This window comes from Ramlibacter sp. WS9 (assembly GCF_003797765.1).
Taxonomy (GTDB): domain Bacteria; phylum Pseudomonadota; class Gammaproteobacteria; order Burkholderiales; family Burkholderiaceae_C; genus Ramlibacter.
In genome coordinates, this window is sequence record NZ_RKMB01000001.1 from 541,193 (window position 1) to 558,873 (window position 17,681).

Annotated in this window: 16 protein-coding genes; 12 read left to right on the forward strand and 4 right to left on the reverse strand. The window is 67.1% G+C overall.

Annotation, left to right across the window (positions count from 1 at the left end; genetic code table 11):
* Positions 1 to 46 precede the first annotated feature (46 nt).
* Together EEB15_RS02485 and EEB15_RS02490 are read left to right on the forward strand one after the other, a co-directional pair.
* On the forward strand, positions 47 to 694 hold the full coding sequence (locus tag EEB15_RS02485) for a TetR/AcrR family transcriptional regulator (protein WP_141507930.1): 648 nt from the start codon (positions 47 to 49) through the stop codon (positions 692 to 694).
* The gene (locus EEB15_RS02490; protein WP_141507931.1) at positions 691 to 1,944 is read left to right on the forward strand and encodes a branched-chain amino acid ABC transporter substrate-binding protein; all 1,254 of its coding nucleotides are present in this window, start codon (positions 691 to 693) and stop codon (positions 1,942 to 1,944) included. Before EEB15_RS02485 ends, EEB15_RS02490 begins: the two co-directional genes overlap by 4 nt.
* 18 nt (positions 1,945 to 1,962) lie before the next feature.
* Here the strand turns inward: EEB15_RS02490 and EEB15_RS02495 are convergent, their stop codons facing one another.
* Together EEB15_RS02495 and EEB15_RS02500 are read right to left on the reverse strand one after the other, a co-directional pair.
* Entirely contained in the window at positions 1,963 to 2,934 is a 972-nt protein-coding gene (locus EEB15_RS02495) for a tripartite tricarboxylate transporter substrate binding protein (protein ID WP_141507932.1), read from the reverse strand.
* 11 nt (positions 2,935 to 2,945) lie between these two features.
* Complete coding sequence (locus EEB15_RS02500; protein ID WP_141507933.1) at positions 2,946 to 3,959, reverse strand: porin; 1,014 nt, start codon at positions 3,957 to 3,959, stop codon at positions 2,946 to 2,948.
* Positions 3,960 to 4,052: 93 nt separating this feature from the next.
* Here EEB15_RS02500 and EEB15_RS02505 point away from each other — a divergent pair, with 93 nt between their 5' ends.
* Positions 4,053 to 5,396 (forward strand): adenylosuccinate lyase family protein, encoded by a 1,344-nt coding sequence (locus tag EEB15_RS02505; protein ID WP_141507934.1) that lies wholly within the window; start codon positions 4,053 to 4,055, stop codon positions 5,394 to 5,396.
* On the opposite strand, the gene EEB15_RS02510 is transcribed toward EEB15_RS02505, so the two are convergent.
* Complete coding sequence (locus EEB15_RS02510; protein ID WP_141507935.1) at positions 5,353 to 6,453, reverse strand: GntR family transcriptional regulator; 1,101 nt, start codon at positions 6,451 to 6,453, stop codon at positions 5,353 to 5,355. The two genes, EEB15_RS02505 and EEB15_RS02510, sit on opposite strands and share 44 nt — an antisense overlap.
* A 156-nt stretch (positions 6,454 to 6,609) precedes the next feature.
* On the opposite strand from EEB15_RS02510, the gene EEB15_RS02515 reads away from it, so the two are divergent.
* The gene (locus EEB15_RS02515; protein WP_141507936.1) at positions 6,610 to 8,481 is read left to right on the forward strand and encodes a bifunctional UDP-sugar hydrolase/5'-nucleotidase; all 1,872 of its coding nucleotides are present in this window, start codon (positions 6,610 to 6,612) and stop codon (positions 8,479 to 8,481) included.
* Complete coding sequence (locus EEB15_RS02520; protein ID WP_141507937.1) at positions 8,478 to 9,641, forward strand: hypothetical protein; 1,164 nt, start codon at positions 8,478 to 8,480, stop codon at positions 9,639 to 9,641. Before EEB15_RS02515 ends, EEB15_RS02520 begins: the two co-directional genes overlap by 4 nt.
* A 27-nt stretch (positions 9,642 to 9,668) precedes the next feature.
* Here the strand turns inward: EEB15_RS02520 and EEB15_RS02525 are convergent, their stop codons facing one another.
* Positions 9,669 to 10,874 carry an aromatic ring-hydroxylating dioxygenase subunit alpha gene (locus EEB15_RS02525; RefSeq protein ID WP_141507938.1) on the reverse strand — a complete coding sequence of 402 codons (1,206 nt, stop codon included), beginning with the start codon at positions 10,872 to 10,874 and terminating at the stop codon, positions 9,669 to 9,671.
* A 140-nt stretch (positions 10,875 to 11,014) separates the two neighbouring features.
* On the opposite strand from EEB15_RS02525, the gene EEB15_RS02530 reads away from it, so the two are divergent.
* The 7 genes from EEB15_RS02530 to EEB15_RS02560 all read left to right on the forward strand — a co-directional run bounded on the left by EEB15_RS02530 (position 11,015) and on the right by EEB15_RS02560 (position 17,680).
* Complete coding sequence (locus EEB15_RS02530) at positions 11,015 to 11,653, forward strand: TetR/AcrR family transcriptional regulator (RefSeq protein ID WP_141507939.1); 639 nt, start codon at positions 11,015 to 11,017, stop codon at positions 11,651 to 11,653.
* 45 nt (positions 11,654 to 11,698) lie between these two features.
* Positions 11,699 to 12,040 (forward strand): antibiotic biosynthesis monooxygenase, encoded by a 342-nt coding sequence (locus EEB15_RS02535; protein ID WP_141507940.1) that lies wholly within the window; start codon positions 11,699 to 11,701, stop codon positions 12,038 to 12,040.
* Positions 12,041 to 12,197: 157 nt separating this feature from the next.
* A complete protein-coding gene (locus EEB15_RS02540; RefSeq protein ID WP_141507941.1) occupies positions 12,198 to 13,094 on the forward strand; it encodes a nitrilase family protein in 897 nt (298 codons plus the stop codon).
* Positions 13,095 to 13,136: 42 nt separating this feature from the next.
* Positions 13,137 to 14,300, forward strand: coding sequence for a substrate-binding protein (locus EEB15_RS02545; protein ID WP_141507942.1), 1,164 nt, complete (start codon positions 13,137 to 13,139; stop codon positions 14,298 to 14,300).
* Between the two features lie 32 nt (positions 14,301 to 14,332).
* Positions 14,333 to 15,166: a branched-chain amino acid ABC transporter permease gene (locus tag EEB15_RS02550; RefSeq protein WP_141507943.1), complete on the forward strand. Its 834-nt coding sequence runs from the start codon at positions 14,333 to 14,335 to the stop codon at positions 15,164 to 15,166.
* A gap of 25 nt (positions 15,167 to 15,191) precedes the next feature.
* Complete coding sequence (locus EEB15_RS02555; RefSeq protein WP_141508029.1) at positions 15,192 to 16,976, forward strand: ATP-binding cassette domain-containing protein; 1,785 nt, start codon at positions 15,192 to 15,194, stop codon at positions 16,974 to 16,976.
* Positions 16,973 to 17,680: an ABC transporter ATP-binding protein gene (locus tag EEB15_RS02560; RefSeq protein WP_141507944.1), complete on the forward strand. Its 708-nt coding sequence runs from the start codon at positions 16,973 to 16,975 to the stop codon at positions 17,678 to 17,680. Before EEB15_RS02555 ends, EEB15_RS02560 begins: the two co-directional genes overlap by 4 nt.
* The last annotated feature ends 1 nt before the right edge of the window (position 17,681 follow it).

Here is a 17,681-nt window from a genome sequence, read left to right on the forward strand (position 1 = left end):
CAGGATATACCGCGTGGTAGAAAAATGCTACCAAATGGTAGAACACATGCGACAGGACACCTCGACGGGCCGCCAGAAGGCGGCCACTCCCTCAACCGACGCGAAGCGCGAGCGCATCCTGCGCGCTGCCGAGCGGCTGTTCCACATGCAGGGCTACGCCGACACCACCATCGATCAGATCGTGCGCGAGCTGGGCGTGACCAAGCCCTACGTCTACTACTATTTCCGCAACAAGCAGGAGATCTTCGAGGTGCTGGCATGGGAGCCTTCGGTGGCCTGTTTCACCGTGCTGGACGGCCCCGGCATGGGCCGGCCGGCCCACGAGCGGGTGGCGCGGGCGCTGCAGGAAGTGATCCGCCTCACCATCGTTTACTACCCCGCGTCATTCTTCGCTTTCCGCGATCCCCAGGCTTTCCGCCCGGAATTCGCGGCCGAGCTGACGCGGCTTGCCAATCACTTCTATACGAAGCTGTGCGTGCTGCTGGATCAAGCGCGCGCGGACGGCACGCTCGACTTCGGCGACACGCGCGTCACGGCGCAGGCGGCATGCAGCATCTCGGGCTACATGTACACCTGGTACCGGCCCGGCGGCCGCCTCGGGCCCGAACAGATGCTTCGCGAACTCGCGCCCCTCGCCTGGCGCGTGATCGGCCTCGATCGCAAGAACTTCCCACCCACCCAGGAGCACACATGAAATTTTCCGCACTCGCGCTCGCCGCCGCATTGGCCGCCGGCGGCGCGCAAGCCCAAAGCAACACCTTCAAGATCGCTTTCATCGACCCGCTTTCGGGCCCGTTCGCCAACGTCGGGATGCTGATGCTGTCGCACGCGCAATTCGCGGTACAGGAAATCAACGCAAACGGCGGTGTGCTCAAGAGCGGCAAGGGCCCCGGCGTGCAGCTGGAGCTGCTGCAGTTCGACAGCAAGCTCTCGGTCCAGGAAAGCCAGAGCGCGCTGCAGGCCGCCATCGACCAGGGTGCGCGTGCCGTGTTCACCGGCGGCTCGGGTTCGTCCGTCGTTGCCGGACTGGTAACGGCAGCCGCGCGCCACAACGAGCGCAACCCCGACAAGGCCATCCTGATACTGAACCACTCGTCGATCGATCCTGACCTGACGGGCAAGGCCTGCAACTTCTGGCATTTCCAGTTCGAGGCCAACTCGGCGATGAAGATGAAGGCCATCGCCAACTACATCAAGAAGCAGCCCGACGTGAAGAACGTGTTCCTGTTCAACCAGGACTACGCGCATGGCAGGCAGTGGGCGAAGTACGGGCAGGAGCTCGTGGGACTGGCGCGCCCGGACGTGAAGTTCGTGGGCTCCGACCTGCACCCGATGGGCCGGGTGAAGGACTTTTCTCCGTACGTGTCCAAGATCAAGGCGACGGGCGCCGACACGCTGATCACGGGCAACTGGGGCCAGGACATGACGCTGCTGGTGAAGGCTGCGGGCGATGCCGGCTACAGCCTGCGCTACTTCAACCACAGTGCGGGCGCCGTCCCCGGCACGGTGCTGGCGGTGTCGCAGGCCAAGGTGGCGCGGCTGACTTGGGTGGCCGAGTGGCACCCGGGCCAGGAAGGCACGCCCAAGGTGGACGCGCTGGGCAAGGCGTACAAGGCGAAGACGGGCAAGGACTTCCTGGGGCCGCGGCTCGACATGACGGCACGCATGCTGGCCGCGTCGATCGACAAGGCCAAGTCGATCGAGCCGGTGAAGATCGCGCGGGCGATGGAAGACCTGAGCTTCGATTCGGTGGTGGGCCCGGTGCGCATGCGCGGCGAAGACCACCAGTTGCTGTTGCCTCAGGTCGTGAACACGATCGCTCCCGTCGACGGCAAGGCCGTGAAGGTCGGCTGGGAGGGCACGAACTACGGCTTCGCGACCGATGCCGTCTACACGGGCAATGAGCTCGCGCAGGGGACGGAGTGCAAGATGCAGCGGCCGTGACCCTGCGGTCGTGCGGCATCAGTCCAGCGTGATCTTCGACGCGGTGACGATTTCGCGATAGGTCGCCGCCTGCAGCGTGACGAAGGCCTTCGCCTGCGAGCCCGACATCGGCGCCGCGGTGATGCCGCCCTCCTGCAGCTTGGCGACGACCTCAGGCGCGGCCAGAGTTTGCATCAAGGCCGCCTCGTACGCGGTGGCCACGGCAGCCGGTGTGCCGGCTTTCACGAACAGCCCTTGCCAGAGCGGTAGGGCCTGGCCTTTGAAGCCATCTTCCTCGCCGATGCGCTTCACGTTCGGTAATTGCGCCACGCGCTCATTGCCCGAAACCGAAAGCGCTTTGATGCGACCTTCCTTCAAATGCGGCAACGCGGTGGAGAGCACCAGCACCGCCCCTTGCAGCTGGCGGCCCACCAGGTCGTTGGCGATCTGCGCGCCGCCGCGGTACGGCACGTGCAGCATCTGCACCTTGGCATACCGGTTGATCAGCTCGCCATACAGGTGCTGCATGGTGCCGACGCCCGGCGTGGCATAGCTGAAATGGTTCGGCCCCTGCTTGCGAAGCGCGGCGACCAGTTCGGCGAAGGTGTTGTACGGCGCATCGGCCGGCACGGCGAGCAACATGGGCACGGTGGTCATCCGGCCGAGGGGTGTGAAGTCCTTCGCCCAGTCGTGCTTGAACCGGGGGTTCACCATGGGGATGACGATGGTGTCGGTGCCGCCCATGTAGATGATGCTGCCGTCGGCCGGCGCATTGAGCGTCTTCTGCACGGCGAGCATGCCGCTCGCGCCAGTGACGTTCTCGACGACCACCGGGCGGCCGAGCCGCTTGCCCAGCTCGTTGGCCACCACGCGGGCCGTGAGGTCCGCGCTGCCGCCGGCGGAGTAGCCCACCACGATCGACAGCGGCTTGTCCGATTGCGCGAGCGCGGCGCCACTGCCCACCCAGGCGGCCGTGGCCGCCATCCATTTGTTCAACTGTCTGCGGTTCATGTCGTGCCCGCTCAGAAGGTGTGCTTCACGCCGAAATCGATCGCCGTCGCGCGCGTCTTGCCGTCCTGCTTGGCCGACCCGAGGTTGGCGTAGAGGGCGGTCCGCTTGCTCAGGCTGTATTCGGTGCCCGCGCCGAACATCGTGGAGTCCAGGCCACTTGCCGGACTGTAGCGCCCCACCTGCGCGTAGACACGGCCGAAGCTCACCGGCACCTTCACGCCCAGGCTGAACGACTTGGCGTCGCCGTTCAGGCCGCCCTTGGCCTTCGCGTAGCTGAATGTCGGCGTGGCGACACCGAAGTCGTAGCCGCCGCCCACCAGTGCAAGATGGTTCTTGCTGTCGAGCCGGTCGAAGGCGGCGCCGAGCCAGAACTTGCCCGGCTTGTACATGACATTGCCGGCGACGTTGTGGCTGCGCGCGTTCTCGCCCAGCGCACCTTGCAACTCGAAGGTCAGCCCGCCGAAGCTGGGCGACTTGTACCCCACGGCATTGGCCCAGCGGATGTTGCTGGCCTCGACCGTCGTCGCCACCGCCGTGTAGTTGGCGTAGGTGTAGGGCGAGCCGAGCTGGCTCACATAGCTCCAATACGTCGGGTCGGCCTCCAGCGCCACCCAGTACGCGGCCGAGTACTCGCGGCCCATGTACACCTCGCCCCAGGATTTGTTGCCGACGGCGACGACCGAACGGCCCAGCCAGAAGACGCCGGCGTTGCTCGGCGCGCCGGTGTCGGACGCGAAGCGGTGTTCGAGCTGGAAGCGTGCGTAGCCGCCGCCGCCCAGGTCTTCGTTGCCGCGGAAGCCCAGGCGCGACGTGTTGCCGGCTTTCATGATCCACGTGTCCGCGGCGGCCTTGCCCGGCAGCAGCGTGGTGGTGCCGTCGTTCGAGTGGGTGAGGCCGGCGTCGATGATCCCGTAGATGGATACCGAAGACTGCGCGTGGGCGGGCGTGACGATCAAAGCCAGCGCCGAAAGCGCTGCGCCGGGCAGCAGAGTCTGCAGGAACGAGGGGTAGGGTTTGTTCTTCAAGGAATGTCTCCGGGGATTACACCAGCACGGCGCTGGTGAATGTATTGTACGAGTACAATATGTATTGTCACATATTAGTTGAAACCCTGCCCCATGTTCAATTCCTTCGTCACCCGGTACTGGTTCAGCAGCGAAGCCAGGAGCCTCTGGAGCGACAGCTCGACGCTGCAGGCTTGGCTCGATGTCGAAGCCGCGCTCGCATCGGCGCAAGCCGAGATCGGCCTCATCCCCGCCGACGCGGCCGCCACCATCGCGAGCAAGGCCGACGCGAAATTCTTCGACACGGAGGCGCTCGCCCATGAGATTGCATTCGCCCAGCATCCGCTGGTGCCGGTGCTGCACCGGTTCGAGTCGCTCTGCGGTGAACCGCACGCCGGCTACTTGCACTTCGGCGCCACCACGCAGAACATCTTCGACACGGCGACGGCGCTGCAGGTGCGGCGCACGCATGCGCTGCTGGCAAGCGACCTGCGCGGTGCGATGGAGGCGCTCGCGCAGCTGGCACGTGCCCACCGGGAAACGCCGATGGCCGGGCGCACGCATGGACAGCATGCGCTGCCGATGACGCTGGGCTTCAAGATCGCGGGCTGGCTGGAGGAACTGGGGCGCGACCTCGAACGTCTGGACGCGCGGCTGGCGCCATCGTTTCCGGCGTGCATGGGCGGCGCCATCGGCACCTTCGCGGCGATGGGCGGGCAGGGCCGCGAGGTCGAGGCGCTGGTGGCGAGCAAACTGGGTCTCGAGCCCGCCGGCCTGCCGAGCCGCGCGTCGTTCGACCGCGCGGCCGACTACATTGGCGCGCTCGCGTTGCTCGCAGGCACCGCTCAGAAGATCGCCGGTGACGTGGTCTTCCTGCAGCGTACCGAGGTGGGCGAATTGTCGGAAGCGTTCCACGTCGGCAAGGTGGGCTCATCGACGATGGCGCAAAAGCGCAATCCGTCGACGGCACTGCTGCTTGTGAGCCTCGCGCGCATGCTGCGCGGCCGCGTGCCGCTCGCCCTCGAAGCGATGGTGCGCATGGACGAGGGCGATTCATCGGCCACCAACGTCACGGACACGCTGTTGCCGGAGCTCGGCATCCTCGCCGCATCGGTCGCGCAGACGCTGTCGCGGCTGGTGCGCGGCCTGGTCGTTCACCCGGAGGCGATGCGGCGCAATCTCGCCGCGACGCAGGGGCTGATCAACGCCGAGGCGGTGATGATGGAACTCACGAAAGTGATGGGCCGCCACGAAGCGCACAAGCTGCTGCTGGAGGCGGCGCAGCGCACGCATACGGAAGGGTGCAGCTTTCTGGCGAGCATCATGGAGCACCCCTCGGCCGCGGCCTATCCCTCGGCGAACCGATTGGCCGAGGCCCTCGATCCCGGCACCTACATCGGCGATTCGGTGAGGCTTACCGACGAAGCCGTTTCACGGATTTCCCCTCGCGCACGGTGACGGGGATGAAGCGCAGGCCATGCGGCGCGGCGGGGTGCGCCCACCGGTTGCGCACGGCCTGGTACAGGTATTCGGCCTGGTCGGCGGCGCTGCAGCCCACCACGTCGAAGAAGTCGCCGTGCTCGTTGGGTAGATCGGTGCGGCCAAGCAACACGACGCTGAGCGCTTGCGGAACGGCCAACCCGACCTGCGCGAGCGCCTCCTTGAATCGGGCGCCGTCCTCAATGCCCCACGCGACCAGCGCGGTGAACTGCGGACGCGCTGTGCCGCCCACACGCTCCCGCACCGCGTCCACCAGCGCTGCCGCATAGTCCTCGTCAGGCAGCTGCGACAGCACGATCTCGTGCAACTTGCAGTCCTCGAGCGAGTTCTGCAGCGACTCGAAGCGCCGTCGCCCCATCTGCACCGCAAACAGCGGTTGCGACGTGGTCGCATACGCGATCGACGTGTGGCCCTGTTGCCGCAACAGCGCAATGGCACGCGACAGCGGCTCGCCCCATTCCATGCCCACGGCCTCGATCTCGGTGCCGACCAGCGCGGCCCCGTCGATGGCCAGCACGTCGCTCTTCTCGCGCAGCAGCGCCAACAGGTCGATGGGGATGGTCCTGAACGTGGACTGGATCACGCAGGCATCGAAGCGCGGCAGGCCTTTCAGCAGCGTGCGCGCATGGTCCGGATCGGTGTACGAGACTTCGAGCACGCGGTGGCCGTCGGCGGCGAACCGGCGCTGGAGCGCCTCGACCAGCACGCGCCCGCGCGCGATGCTGACCGAGCGGCGCAGCAGCAGCACCGAGCGCGAAGCCGCCGCGCGCGCCGAGCCGGATGTTGCCGCCATCGGCTGGTCGGCGCGGTTGCCTCCGCGAAAGTACGTCCCGCGCCCGACTTCGGACTCGATCAGCCCCTGGGCCTTGAGGGCGTCGAATGCCCGCTGCACCACCATCTGCGAAACGCCGAAGCGCCGCATCAGTTCCCGGATCGGCGGCAGGCGCTCCCCCGGCTTGGCGTCGTCGGCGACGCCGCTGAGGAACTGTTCGAGGTCGGAGCGGGAATGGGCCATGTCAATACAATACAACACATCTGGGCGTATGCATCAGCTTGGGCTGATGCAGTCCGCGCCCCGTCGTTCCGGGCCGCCGCAAGCGCCTGTCACGGGTGCGTCATTTGCGTTGCATAACCTCTGCCGCTTTCCACATGACCCCGGGGAGACCTGCAAATGCGAACGAAAACACGCGCCCTGGCGGCAGTGGCGGCCACCGCCGCTGTCGCCGCCAGCCTCATCGGCGGCTGCAGCGGGAGTGATTCCGCGCCCTTCACCGTCAAGATGATCGGCTTCAACGATTACCACGGCAACCTCGAGTCGCCAGGCACCTTCGGCGCCAGCACCGCCGTGCCCGCCGCTGACCGGCCGCCCGTCGGCGGCGCTGAATTCATGGCCGCGCACGTCGCCAAGCTCAAGGCGCAGAACCCGCTCAACGTGGTGGTCGGCGCCGGCGACTCCATCGGCGCCAGCCCGCTGATCTCGGCGCTCTTTCACGACGAGCCCGCCGTCGAAACGCTCAACCGCATCGGCTTGGAATTCAACTCCGTGGGCAACCACGAGTTCGACAAGGGCTCGGCCGAACTGCAGCGCCTGCAGAACGGCGGCTGCAAGACCACCGGCGGCGGCACCGACCCCAACAGCTGCAAGGGTGCCACGGTAGGCACGCCCGTGCCTTTTGAAGGCGCGAAGTTCAAGTGGCTCTCGGCCAACGTGCTTTCCACCGCCACCGGCAAGCCCCTGCTCGCGCCGTACGGCACCAAAGAATTCAACGGCGTGAAGGTCGCCTTCATCGGCATGACGCTCAAGGCCACGCCGACCATCGTCACGCCCACTGGCGTGGCCGGGCTGGAATTCAAGGACGAGGCCGACACCGTGAACGCGCTGGTGCCCGAGCTGCGCGCGCTGGGCATCGAGGCGATCGTCGTGCTGGTGCACGAGGGCGGCTTCCAGAGCGGCACGCTGTCGGACATCAACGGCTGCGACGGCGCGCTGGCCGGCTCGGCGATCGCGGCCATCGTCAAGCGTCTCGACAACGCGGTCGATGCCGTCGTCAGCGGCCACACGCACGCCGCGTACAACTGCAAGCTGCCAAACGCGGCGGGACGCAACATCGCGGTCACCAGCGCGAGCTCGTTCGGGCGCGTGCTGAGCGACATCGACATGACCATCGACCCAGGCACGCGCGACATCACCGCCGTGACGGCAACCAACCGGCTGGTGGTGCGCAACGACGCCACGGTCACGGCCAACGCGGCGGTGGCGGCGGTGGTCAACGGCTACAAGGGCCTGGTGTCGCCGATCGCCAATTCGGTGATCGGCTCGATCACAGCCGACCTGCCCAACACGCGGGTCGACGCGGCCTGCAACATGCCGGCCGGCAACCTGATCGCCGACGCCATGCTCGCCGCCACGGCGCCGGCGACCTTCGGCCAGGCCCAGATCGCGCTGATGAACGGCGGCGGCGTGCGCAACCCGGGGCTGACCTTCGCCTCCAGCGCGGCGGGCGAGGGCAACGGCAACGTCACGTACGGCGAGGCATTCACCACGCAGCCCTTCGGCAACAGCCTGGTCACGATGACGCTGACCGCGCAGAACATCAAGGACGTGCTGGAAGAGCAGTTCGCGGCCTGCAAGGGCCAGTCGGCCACGGCCACGCGCGTGATGCTGCCTTCGGCAGGGTTCAAGTACACCTGGGACGGCGCGCAGGCCTGCAACGCGCGTGTCAGCAACGTCACGCTGCGCTCGGGCAGCACGGTGGAGACGCTGGTCGACGCGAGCGGCGCGGTGCCCAATCCCACCAAGACCTATCGCGTGACCATGAACAACTTCATGGCCGATGGCGGCGACGGCTATTCCACCTTCCTGAAGGGCACCAGCCGCCTGGGCGGCGCGCAGGACATCGACGCGCTGGTGGCCTACATGGCGCTGTTCAAGGCGCCGGCGGCGCCCTACGCGCCCAACGTCCACCCGAGCGATGCGGGCACGGCGCGCATCAACCGCACGGGCGGCACCGCCTGCCCGACCGGCGCCAACATCAACTCGTGAAGCGCCGGTCCCTCGTTTACGCGTTGGCCGCGATGGCGGCGCCCATGGCGCGCGCGCAGCAGGCCGAGTCGGCGTCGCAGCAGCGCCTGCGCCAGGTCATGCAGCAGGCGCGGGACGGCGGTGCTGCCGCGCCGGTGCCGGCGGAGCGCTTGAAGCTGCGCGCCGACCTGCTGGCCGAAGGCGAGGCCGCGCTGGCGCGCGTGGACACCACGGCGGCGCTCTCGGCCTTCGAGCGCGCGGCGGTCATCCTCCACGCGGCCGATACCGAGATGGGGCTGGTGCGCACCTACATGCAGTCCGGCGAATACCGGCGCGCGCTGTCCTTCGGCGCGCACACGGCTGGCGCGCACCTGGACGCGATCGGCGGCACGGCCCTGTATGCGTGGCTGCTGCACGCCGGCGGGCAGGAAGGCATCGCCCGGCAACTGCTGGCGCAGGCGCGCGACCGGGCGCCGGGCCAGCCGCTGGCGGCCCAGGTGGAAGAGGCGCTGCGCGCTTCACCGCCGCGGCCGCTGGGTGCGATGCTGCAGCCGCCCGCCCGGCTGGCGCCGTACAGCCGGCCGCTCGATTTGCCCGCGCATGCCCGTGTGGTGGCCAGCGCCACGCTGGTGGGCAACGGCGCCGCCGCGCTGGTGCCGGCCGCGGCGCTGTCGCCGGGGCGGCGCTACTGGGTGCGCAACGGGCTGGGCCTGGTGAGCGCGGCCACCGCGGCACCCGCGGCGCGCGCCCACTGGCTCGCGCTCTTGAAGCTGGCCGACCCGCTGCCACGGTATCCCGTGATGCGCAGCGCGGCCGACGCTTTCCCCGGCAGCATCGCGTTCGCCGTCGAGTTCGCGGGCCAGCCCGATGCGGCGCCGGCCTGGCCTTTGCTCAAGTCCGGGTTCACCGGCGCGGCGCTGGACAACGCGGGGACGCGCGCACTCGGCGTGGAAATGGCGCCCGGCGGCTTGCGCGGTGGGCCGGTGTTCGATGCGAACGGCCTGCTCACCGGCATCGCGCTGTCGGCCCGCCCCGCCGACCTGCTTGTGCCGGTGTCGCGCCTGCAGCAGGCGTTCGGCGCCGACCTGTTCGCCGCGGCGCCCGCACGCGGCGCGCGGCAAGGTGTCGATGCGGTGTATGAGGCGGCGCTGGGCCCGACGCTGCAACTGCTGCGCGCCTGACGCGCTGCCGCCCTCAGTAGCGCGGCCTCATGCGGGTGGCACCAGCGTTCCGCCGATCGCCGCATCGACGCCGCGGTGGAACCGCAGCACCTCGTGCTCCAACCGCCCCATGTTCAGGTTCGTATTCGCGCCGCTCGCCAAACCGCGCTGGATCGCGGTCGCGCAGGCAATGTCTTCCTGCTGAAAAACCGTTTCCTCGATGAGGCGAAAGGTCTTCTCCCAATGCGGCACCCAGTCGTCGCCGGTGCGATCGGGCGGGATCAGCATGGTGTGCACCCAGCGCACCGCGTCCGGCGCGGGCGAAAACATGCCGATCAGGCTCACGTAGTCGGGGTGCCAGATGACGAAGGTGTTCGGGAAGATCAGCTGGGTGGGCGTTGCCAGCTTGCACAGCGCGTAGCGGTCGCGCGGGGTATCGAACGCCTCCAATGCCTCGAAGGCCGCGCGCCGGATGGCAAGTGTGTCCTGGTGCGGGCCCGCGTGCATGTTCACGGTGAAGGCATCCGCGAAGAAGGGGTAGATCGTGTCGCGGTGCAGCACGCGGATGTGATAGCCCTCCAGGAACGCATCGGCCGTGAGCTTCCAGTTGGCCGGATACACGTGGTCCACTTTGCGAAAGACTCTCATGTCAGCGAGGCCCAGCCAATCCAGGTGCGCGTCGAGCCCCGCCAGAAAGCCCGCCGCCGAAAACGCCGGGCCGGGCGTGCGCTTCACGAAGATCAGCCCGCCGGCTTCGGAGCAGGGCAGTTCCACCAGGTTGAGGGTGGCGGGGTCGAGCCCGTCGAAAGCATCGGCGTGAAGGCGATGCCGCAAGGCGCCGTCGAGTCCGTAAGTCCAGGCGTGGTACGGGCACACCAGCGTCTTGCAGGGTTTGGCCTTGGCGGGCTCCGGCCCGTCGCATTGGACGAGCGTCATGCCGCGGTGGCGGCAGACGTTGAAGAAGGCGCGCGCGAGGCCATCGGCTGAACGGGTGATGACGATGGGCACGCCCAGCGCGTCGAACGGCAGCGCCGAGCCGGCCGGAACTTCGGAGCTGTGGGCCGCGACGATGGGCCATTGCGCGAAGAGCGCGTCCTGTTCCCGCTGCCAGTGCGCCGGGTCGGCGTAGCGGCTGGCCGGTACGGTGCCAGTCTCCGTCCCGGTCTCTCGCACGCCCGTGATGCGCGCCTGATCGAGACGTAGGACGAGGCCGGCCAAGGTGGCTGGCATGGAGGCGGGGGTCGTGTCGGTCATGGTGTCACAAGCTTAGGAGCAATCGGTGCGCGAGGTGTTCGGCTTTGGCGCCGCTGGCGCAATCGCCCGCATTGCGGGTCGATGTTCAGGTTCGGCGCCTTGCACCGGCGCCCCGAAGGCGTGAAACTCCATGGGCCAGCATGAACGCAACCCTCAAGCCCCGCCGGAAACCTTTGCAGCCGCGCGCCTGGATGACTTCCGGCGCGATCCAGGACGCGTTCTTGCAGCTGCTGGTCGCGAACGGCTATGAGAAGGTTTCCATGCGCGATATCGCCGGGCTCGCGGGCGTCGGCCTGGGCACGGTCTACCAGTACTTTCCGGGGAAGGACTCCATCGCGGCGGTCACCATTCGCGGCCGCATGCGCAGGCTGGCCGCAGCCGAGAGAGCCGCGCCCGCTGCTGCCGGCGCACAGACGCTCGCCGAAACCGTGAGTGCCCTTGTGCAAACGCATGTCCGCAGCCTGCTCGGCCAACCTGCCGAATGGACGGCGATCCTGTTCCTGGAGCGGCGCATCTCATCGGAAGCGTCCTACCGCGAGCTGTACAAGGAATTCGTCCACGTGTTCCGAGATGCCTTCGTGGCGGCGGTGGACTGGTCCGCCGAGGAAGACGCCGAGCGCCACGCCTACAACGCTTTCTCGATGGTCGATGCCATGGCCAAGCACGCGCTGGCCGTGCAGGACGTGTGCCCGGACGCGGATCAACTGGTGGGCGATGTGGAATGCGCCGTCAACGGCTATCTGGCTTTGGCGCTGCAAGCTCCGCAGCCGAAAACCTGACCCCGCCGCATGCAGTACCATCGCGCCTTTTTCGCGAAGGCCGCCATGTACTCATCCACCTTCATCTTTGCGGCGGGCAACTACGACGATGAGTTTCATCGGCTGGACCAAGCCATCGCGGCGGCGGCGAAGTCGATCCCCGGCTATCTCGGCGAAGAGACGTGGGAGAACCAGGCGACGGGGTTGATCTCCAACGTGTACTACTGGGACTCGATGGAATCGCTGCAGGCACTCATGCAACATCCCACGCACCTGCAAGCGAAAGCAGCGCAAGCCAAATGGCTCAACGGCTACCAGGTCATCATCTCCGAGGTGCTTCGCACGTATGGGGATGGAAGGCTGGCGCATCCCGCAAGCCAGTTTGCAAAGACGCGCGAAGCGTCTTGACACAGCTTTCGAAAGCGCCTAAATTCCGCCCACTGACAACGCGCTTCCGCAAGGAACCGGTTGTCCCTCAGCAGCATTGCTGACCACATAACGGCTATGAAAGCCCCTGATTTGCGCGAGAGCGCAGTCAGGGGCTTTTTTGTTTTTGGAGTTTCGAATGTCGATCGACAAGCCCTTGGGCGATGCGGATGCGTTCCCGGACATCACGGTGGCGGCCATCCAGATGGAGCCCGAGGTGGGACAGAAGGCGCGCAACCTGCAACGCTCGCTGCAACGCATCGAGCAGGCGGCGGCGCAAGGCGCGCAGATCATCGTGTTGCCTGAGCTGGCCAACACCGGCTATGTGTTCCGCAGCAGGCAGGAAGCCTTCTCGCTGGCCGAAGAAATCCCTTCCGGCGAAAGCGTCGCCGCCTGGATCGAAGCCGCGCGGGACTTGCGCGTTCACATCGTCGCGGGCATCTGCGAGCGGGCCGGCGACAGGCTGTACAACGCTGCCGTCACCATCGGCCCGCGGGGCCATCTCTCGACCTATCGCAAGTTGCACCTGTGGGGCGACGAGCACCTGTTCTTCGAGTCGGGCGACCTGGGCTTGCCCGTGCTCCACACCGAACATGGGCGCATCGCCTGCGTGATCTGCTACGACGGCTGGTTCCCCGAGGTCTATCGCCTGCTGGCAGTGCGCGGCGCGGACATCGTGTGCATGCCGACCAACTGGGTGCCCATGCGCGGTCAGGCCCCCGGAATGCCGGCCATGGCGAACACGCTGGCAATGGCCAATGCGCACAGCAACGGATTGAACATCGTCTGTGCGAACCGCGTGGGCGTGGAGCGTGGCCAGCCGTTCATCGGCCAGAGCGTCATCGTCGGCGCCGACGGTTGGCCACTGGCGGGGCCGGCCAGCGCGGACACGGAGGAAACGCTCTATGCGCGCATCAACCTCAAGCGCTCGCGCCAGGCGCGGCACCTGAACGCATTCAACGACGTGCTTCGCGACCGGCGCGACGACGTCTACGACCCCATGCTGGGCACCGGGTGGCCTCTGCCCAGGCATTGACATTTCCCCAGCGCCCCCTTTCACTTCAACCAGGAGCCATTCATGAGAAGCCTTCAATACATCGCCTCCCAGGGCTGCATCGCAATCGCCGCGCTGCTCGCCATTCACGCCCATGCCGCCGATCCGATCAAGATCGGCGTGGCGGTGGGCCTGTCCGGTGCCAACAGCGTCATCGCACCCGCCGTCGTCCAGTCGTCGCAACTGGCGGTGGACGAGATCAACCAGGCCGGTGGCATCCTCGGGCGCAAGGTCGAGCTGGAGATCGTCGACGATGCATCAGGTGCCGTCGGCGCGCAAAAGGCCTTCGATACGCTGATCTTCCAGAAGAAGGTCAGCGCCATCATTGCGATGGAAACCAGCGCCGCGCGCAACGCCGCGCTGCCCATCGTCTCGCGCGGCAAGGTGCCCTATATCTACACGTCGTTCTACGAAGGGCGTTCGTGCAACAACTACATGTACGTCAACGGCTGGGTGCCCGAACAGCAGGTGGCGCCGGTGGTCGACTACCTGGCCAAGACCAAGGCGGCCAAGACATTCTTCCTGGTCGGGAGCGACTACTCCTTCGGCCGGGGCATGCTCGAGTACACGTCGAAGTACATCCAGAACTCCGGCGGCAAGGTGGTGGGTGAGGAATACCTGCCCATGGACGGCAGCGACTGGACAGCGGTCGTCTCCAAGATCCGCGCGGCCAAGCCGGATGCGCTGATCAGCTCCACGGCGGGCGGCGCGCCCAATGTCTCGCTGGCCAAGCAGCTCAAGGCGGCTGGGCTCACGATGCCCTACGGCAACCTCGCGATCGACGAAGGCACGGCCAAGGCCATGGGCGACACGGCCACAGGCCAGCTCCTGTCGGCGTCATACCTCACGGGCATCGATACGCCGGAGAACCAGGGCTTCCTGAAGAAGATGATGGTGAAGTTCGGCGCCGACGTGAAAGCGCCCAACGAGCTGTCGGTGCCGCAGTACGAAGCCTTCTTCCTTTACAAGGCCGCCGTCGAAAAAGCCAAGTCCACAGATACCGACAAGGTCGTGAAGGCGCTGGCGGAGGCCACCTTCACCGGCCCGCGCGGCCTGGTGCAGATGAACAAGAGCCGGCACACGCCGCTCGCCATGCGGCTCGGCCAGGTGCGCTCCGACGGTTCCATCCGGATCCTGGAGACCTTCGCCAGTGTCGATCCGGGCGCGCAGTGCCCCAACATCAAGTAAGACGGAATACGCATGGCTAGCCGGAGACGCATATGGCCCTGATACTGGATTTTTTGACGACGGCCGCCATGCTGTTCATCGTGACCGCGGGGCTGACGATGATCTTCGGCGTGATGAAGATCGTCAACTTCGCGCACGCTGCATTGCTTACGCTCGGCGGCTACGTGGCCTTCACCGTCACGCAGCTCGGGCTCGATCCGTGGTGGAGCTGGCCGCTGTCGCTTGTCTGCGGCGCGGTGGTGGGCATGGCCGTCGAACTGCTCATCGTGCGCCCGCTGTACAAGCGGCCCCTCGACGCCATCCTGGCGACCTGGGGCCTGGGCATCGTCATCGGGCAGCTGATCGTCATGGCCTTCGGACGTGACATCAAGTTCGCCGGTGCGCCGCTGCAGGGCACATGGTCGCTGGGTGGCATCGACTACTCGGCGTACCGGCTGCTGCTGATCCCGCTCGCGCTCGGCTTGTGCCTCGCGCTGCACGCCTTGCTGAACGGGACGCGCTTCGGCGTGAAGACGCGGGCCGTCATCATGAACGAAGAACTCGCGAGCAGCCTGGGCATCAATTCCGCGCTGGTGCGCTTCGCGACGTTCAGCGTCGGCGCCGGCCTGGGCACGTTCGCGGGCACGGTCATCACGCCGCTGTCGAGCCTCGACCCGATGATGGGCGTGCCCTGGCTCGTGAGCGCCTTCATGCTCGTCATGGTGGCCGGCCATTCCGCCAGCAGCCTGCTTCTGACGTGCGCCGTGTTCGGGGCCTGCCAGGTGCTCGTCAGCACCTACACCAGCCCGGTGCTCGGTGGCTTGACCATTGCGCTGCTGGCCGCCATCACCCTGCGCATCCGCCCCAAGGGATTTGCCCGTGACTGATTCATCCACAACCGCCGCCGCGATCATGCCGCCCAGACTCAAACCGCTGTTCACCGGCAATCGCAGCCTCACCGGCCTTCTGCTCGCGGGCGTCCTGCTCGTCGCCGCCGGCCCGCTGGTGTTCGACACCTACCTGTTGAACATCCTCATCAAGGCCTTCTTCTTCGCCATGGTCGCCGTCACGGTCGACGTGCTCTGGGGCTACACGGGCTATCTCACGTTCGGCCAATCGGCCTTCTTCGGGATGGGCGCGTACGCGGCCGGGCTGGTGTTCACGCACCAGGGCTTTTCCACGGCCACAGTGCTCGCCGGCCTGACGCTCGCCATCGTCGTGCCCGCGGCCTTCGCGCTGTTCGTCGGCTGGCTGTCGTTCTACCGCGGCGCGTCGCCGTTCTTCGCCACCGTCATCTCGCTGGTCGTCCCCATCGTCGCGTCGCAACTGCTGCTGTCGGGCGGGCAATGGACGGGATCGAGTTCGGGCCTGACGGGTTACCCAACCTTCGAATGGTCGCTGGAGGCCTGGTATTGGGTCGCAGGCACGGCCTTGCTCGCCATCGGCGTGCTGGCCTGGCTGCTGGTCAACAGCGACGCGGGCCGCGTCCTCGCGTCCATCCGGGACAACGAGTCGCGCTGCGCCTACCTCGGCATCAGCGTGTCCAAGGTCAAGATCATCGCGCTCGTCGCCGCCAGCACCGTGGCGGGCATGGCGGGCTTCGGCTATGCCTCGTTCAGCGGCGCTGTCGCGCCCGAGCTCTCCGGCTTCGTGCTGGGCACGGAGCTGATCATCTGGGTGGCGCTGGGCGGACGCGGCACTTTGTGGGGGCCGTTGATCGGCGCGATCCTGATCAACGTGGCGACGGCCTATCTCAGCAGCAGCATGCCTTTCGTGTGGCAGCTGGTCCTGGGCAGCGCGTTCGTGCTCGTGATCGTGCTGTTGCCCGCGGGCCTTGTCCCCATGCTGCTGGCGCCGCTGGGCCTGGAATCCGCGGGCCGCAATGCACCACGGCTGGTCGGGCGGGAAACGCGCCCGCTGGACAGCGGCGCGCAGCTGGAACCCGCGCTGGTAATGCAGGACGTGGCCAAGAACTACGGCAGCCTGAAGGTGCTGCAAGGCATCAACCTGCAGGCGAGTGCCGGGGAACTGGTCGGCTTGATCGGCCCCAACGGCGCGGGCAAGACCACGCTGATGCGCTGCATGAGCGATGGACAGGAACGCTCGGCCGGCGTGGTGCGCCTGTGCGGCAACGACATCGGGCTGAAGCCGCCCGAGGCCTGCGTGCGGTACGGCCTGGGGCGCAAGTTCCAGAACGCCAACATCTTCGAATCGCTCACCGTGGCCGAGTGCCTGCGCATGGCGACGACGGCCACGCATCGGCCCTCGTTGTTGCGGCGCGCGGACACGCTGGTGCTGCCCGCCTACGCACTCGAAGTGGCGCACACGACAGGCCTGGACCGCAAGCTGGGCGTGGAGGCCAAGGACCTCTCGCACGGCGAGCAGCAGGCGCTGGAGCTGGCGATGGTGCTGGCCCTGGAGCCGCGCATCGTGCTGCTGGACGAGCCCACGGCGGGCCTGACCAAGACCGAGCGCACGCAGATCGGCCAGGTGCTGTCCGCACTCGCGCGCAAGCACAAGCTGTGCTGCCTGCTGGTCGAGCACGATCTCGATTTCGTGGAAGAGGTGGCTACCCGCATCGTGGTGCTGCATCAAGGAGCTATCGTCATGGAGGGCAGCTTCGATGAAGTGGTGAGTTCTCAACTGGTGCGCAGCATCTATGCGGGCGCGCCCGGGCATGGCGGAGGGGCGGCATGATGCATCCGGCACTCCAAGTCAGCGGCCTCACCAGCGGCTACAAGTCGTCGGTGGTGCTGCGCGACCTGTCGCTGGTCGTCAATGCGGGCGAAGCGCTGGCGCTGCTCGGCAAGAACGGCATGGGCAAGTCGACGCTGCTCAAGTCCATCATGGGCTTCCTGCCCAAGCGGCAAGGCGTCGTGCGCCTCGGCGCGCACGACATTTCGCGCATGGCGCCGCATCGCATCTGCCGTGCCGGCCTGGGCTACGCGGCGCAGGAGCAGGCGCTCTTTGCCGACCTGAGCGTGAGAGACAACCTCTCGCTCGGCCTGGACAAGGAAGAAGCCTTCGACGAACGCTTCGAACCCGTTGCATCGCTGTTCCCGGTGTTCAAGAGCCGCCTCAAGCAGTTGGCCGGCTCGCTTTCGGGCGGCGAGCAGAAGATGCTGCTGGTGGCGCGAACGCTGATGGCGCGGCCTGCGGTGATGCTGTTCGACGAGATCACCGAAGGGCTGCAGCCCACGGTGATCCAGGCGATCGCCACCGCGCTGAAGTGGGAGCGCAAGGAGCGGGGCACCGCGATGCTGCTCGTGGAGCAGAACGTGGGCTTCGCGCTCGATGTGGCCGACCGCTACCTGGTGCTGAAGCAGGGCGAAGTGGTGGACGACGGCAGCACCGCGCACGAAACCGCGACCGGCAAGATCCTGCAGCACCTGAGGGTCTAGC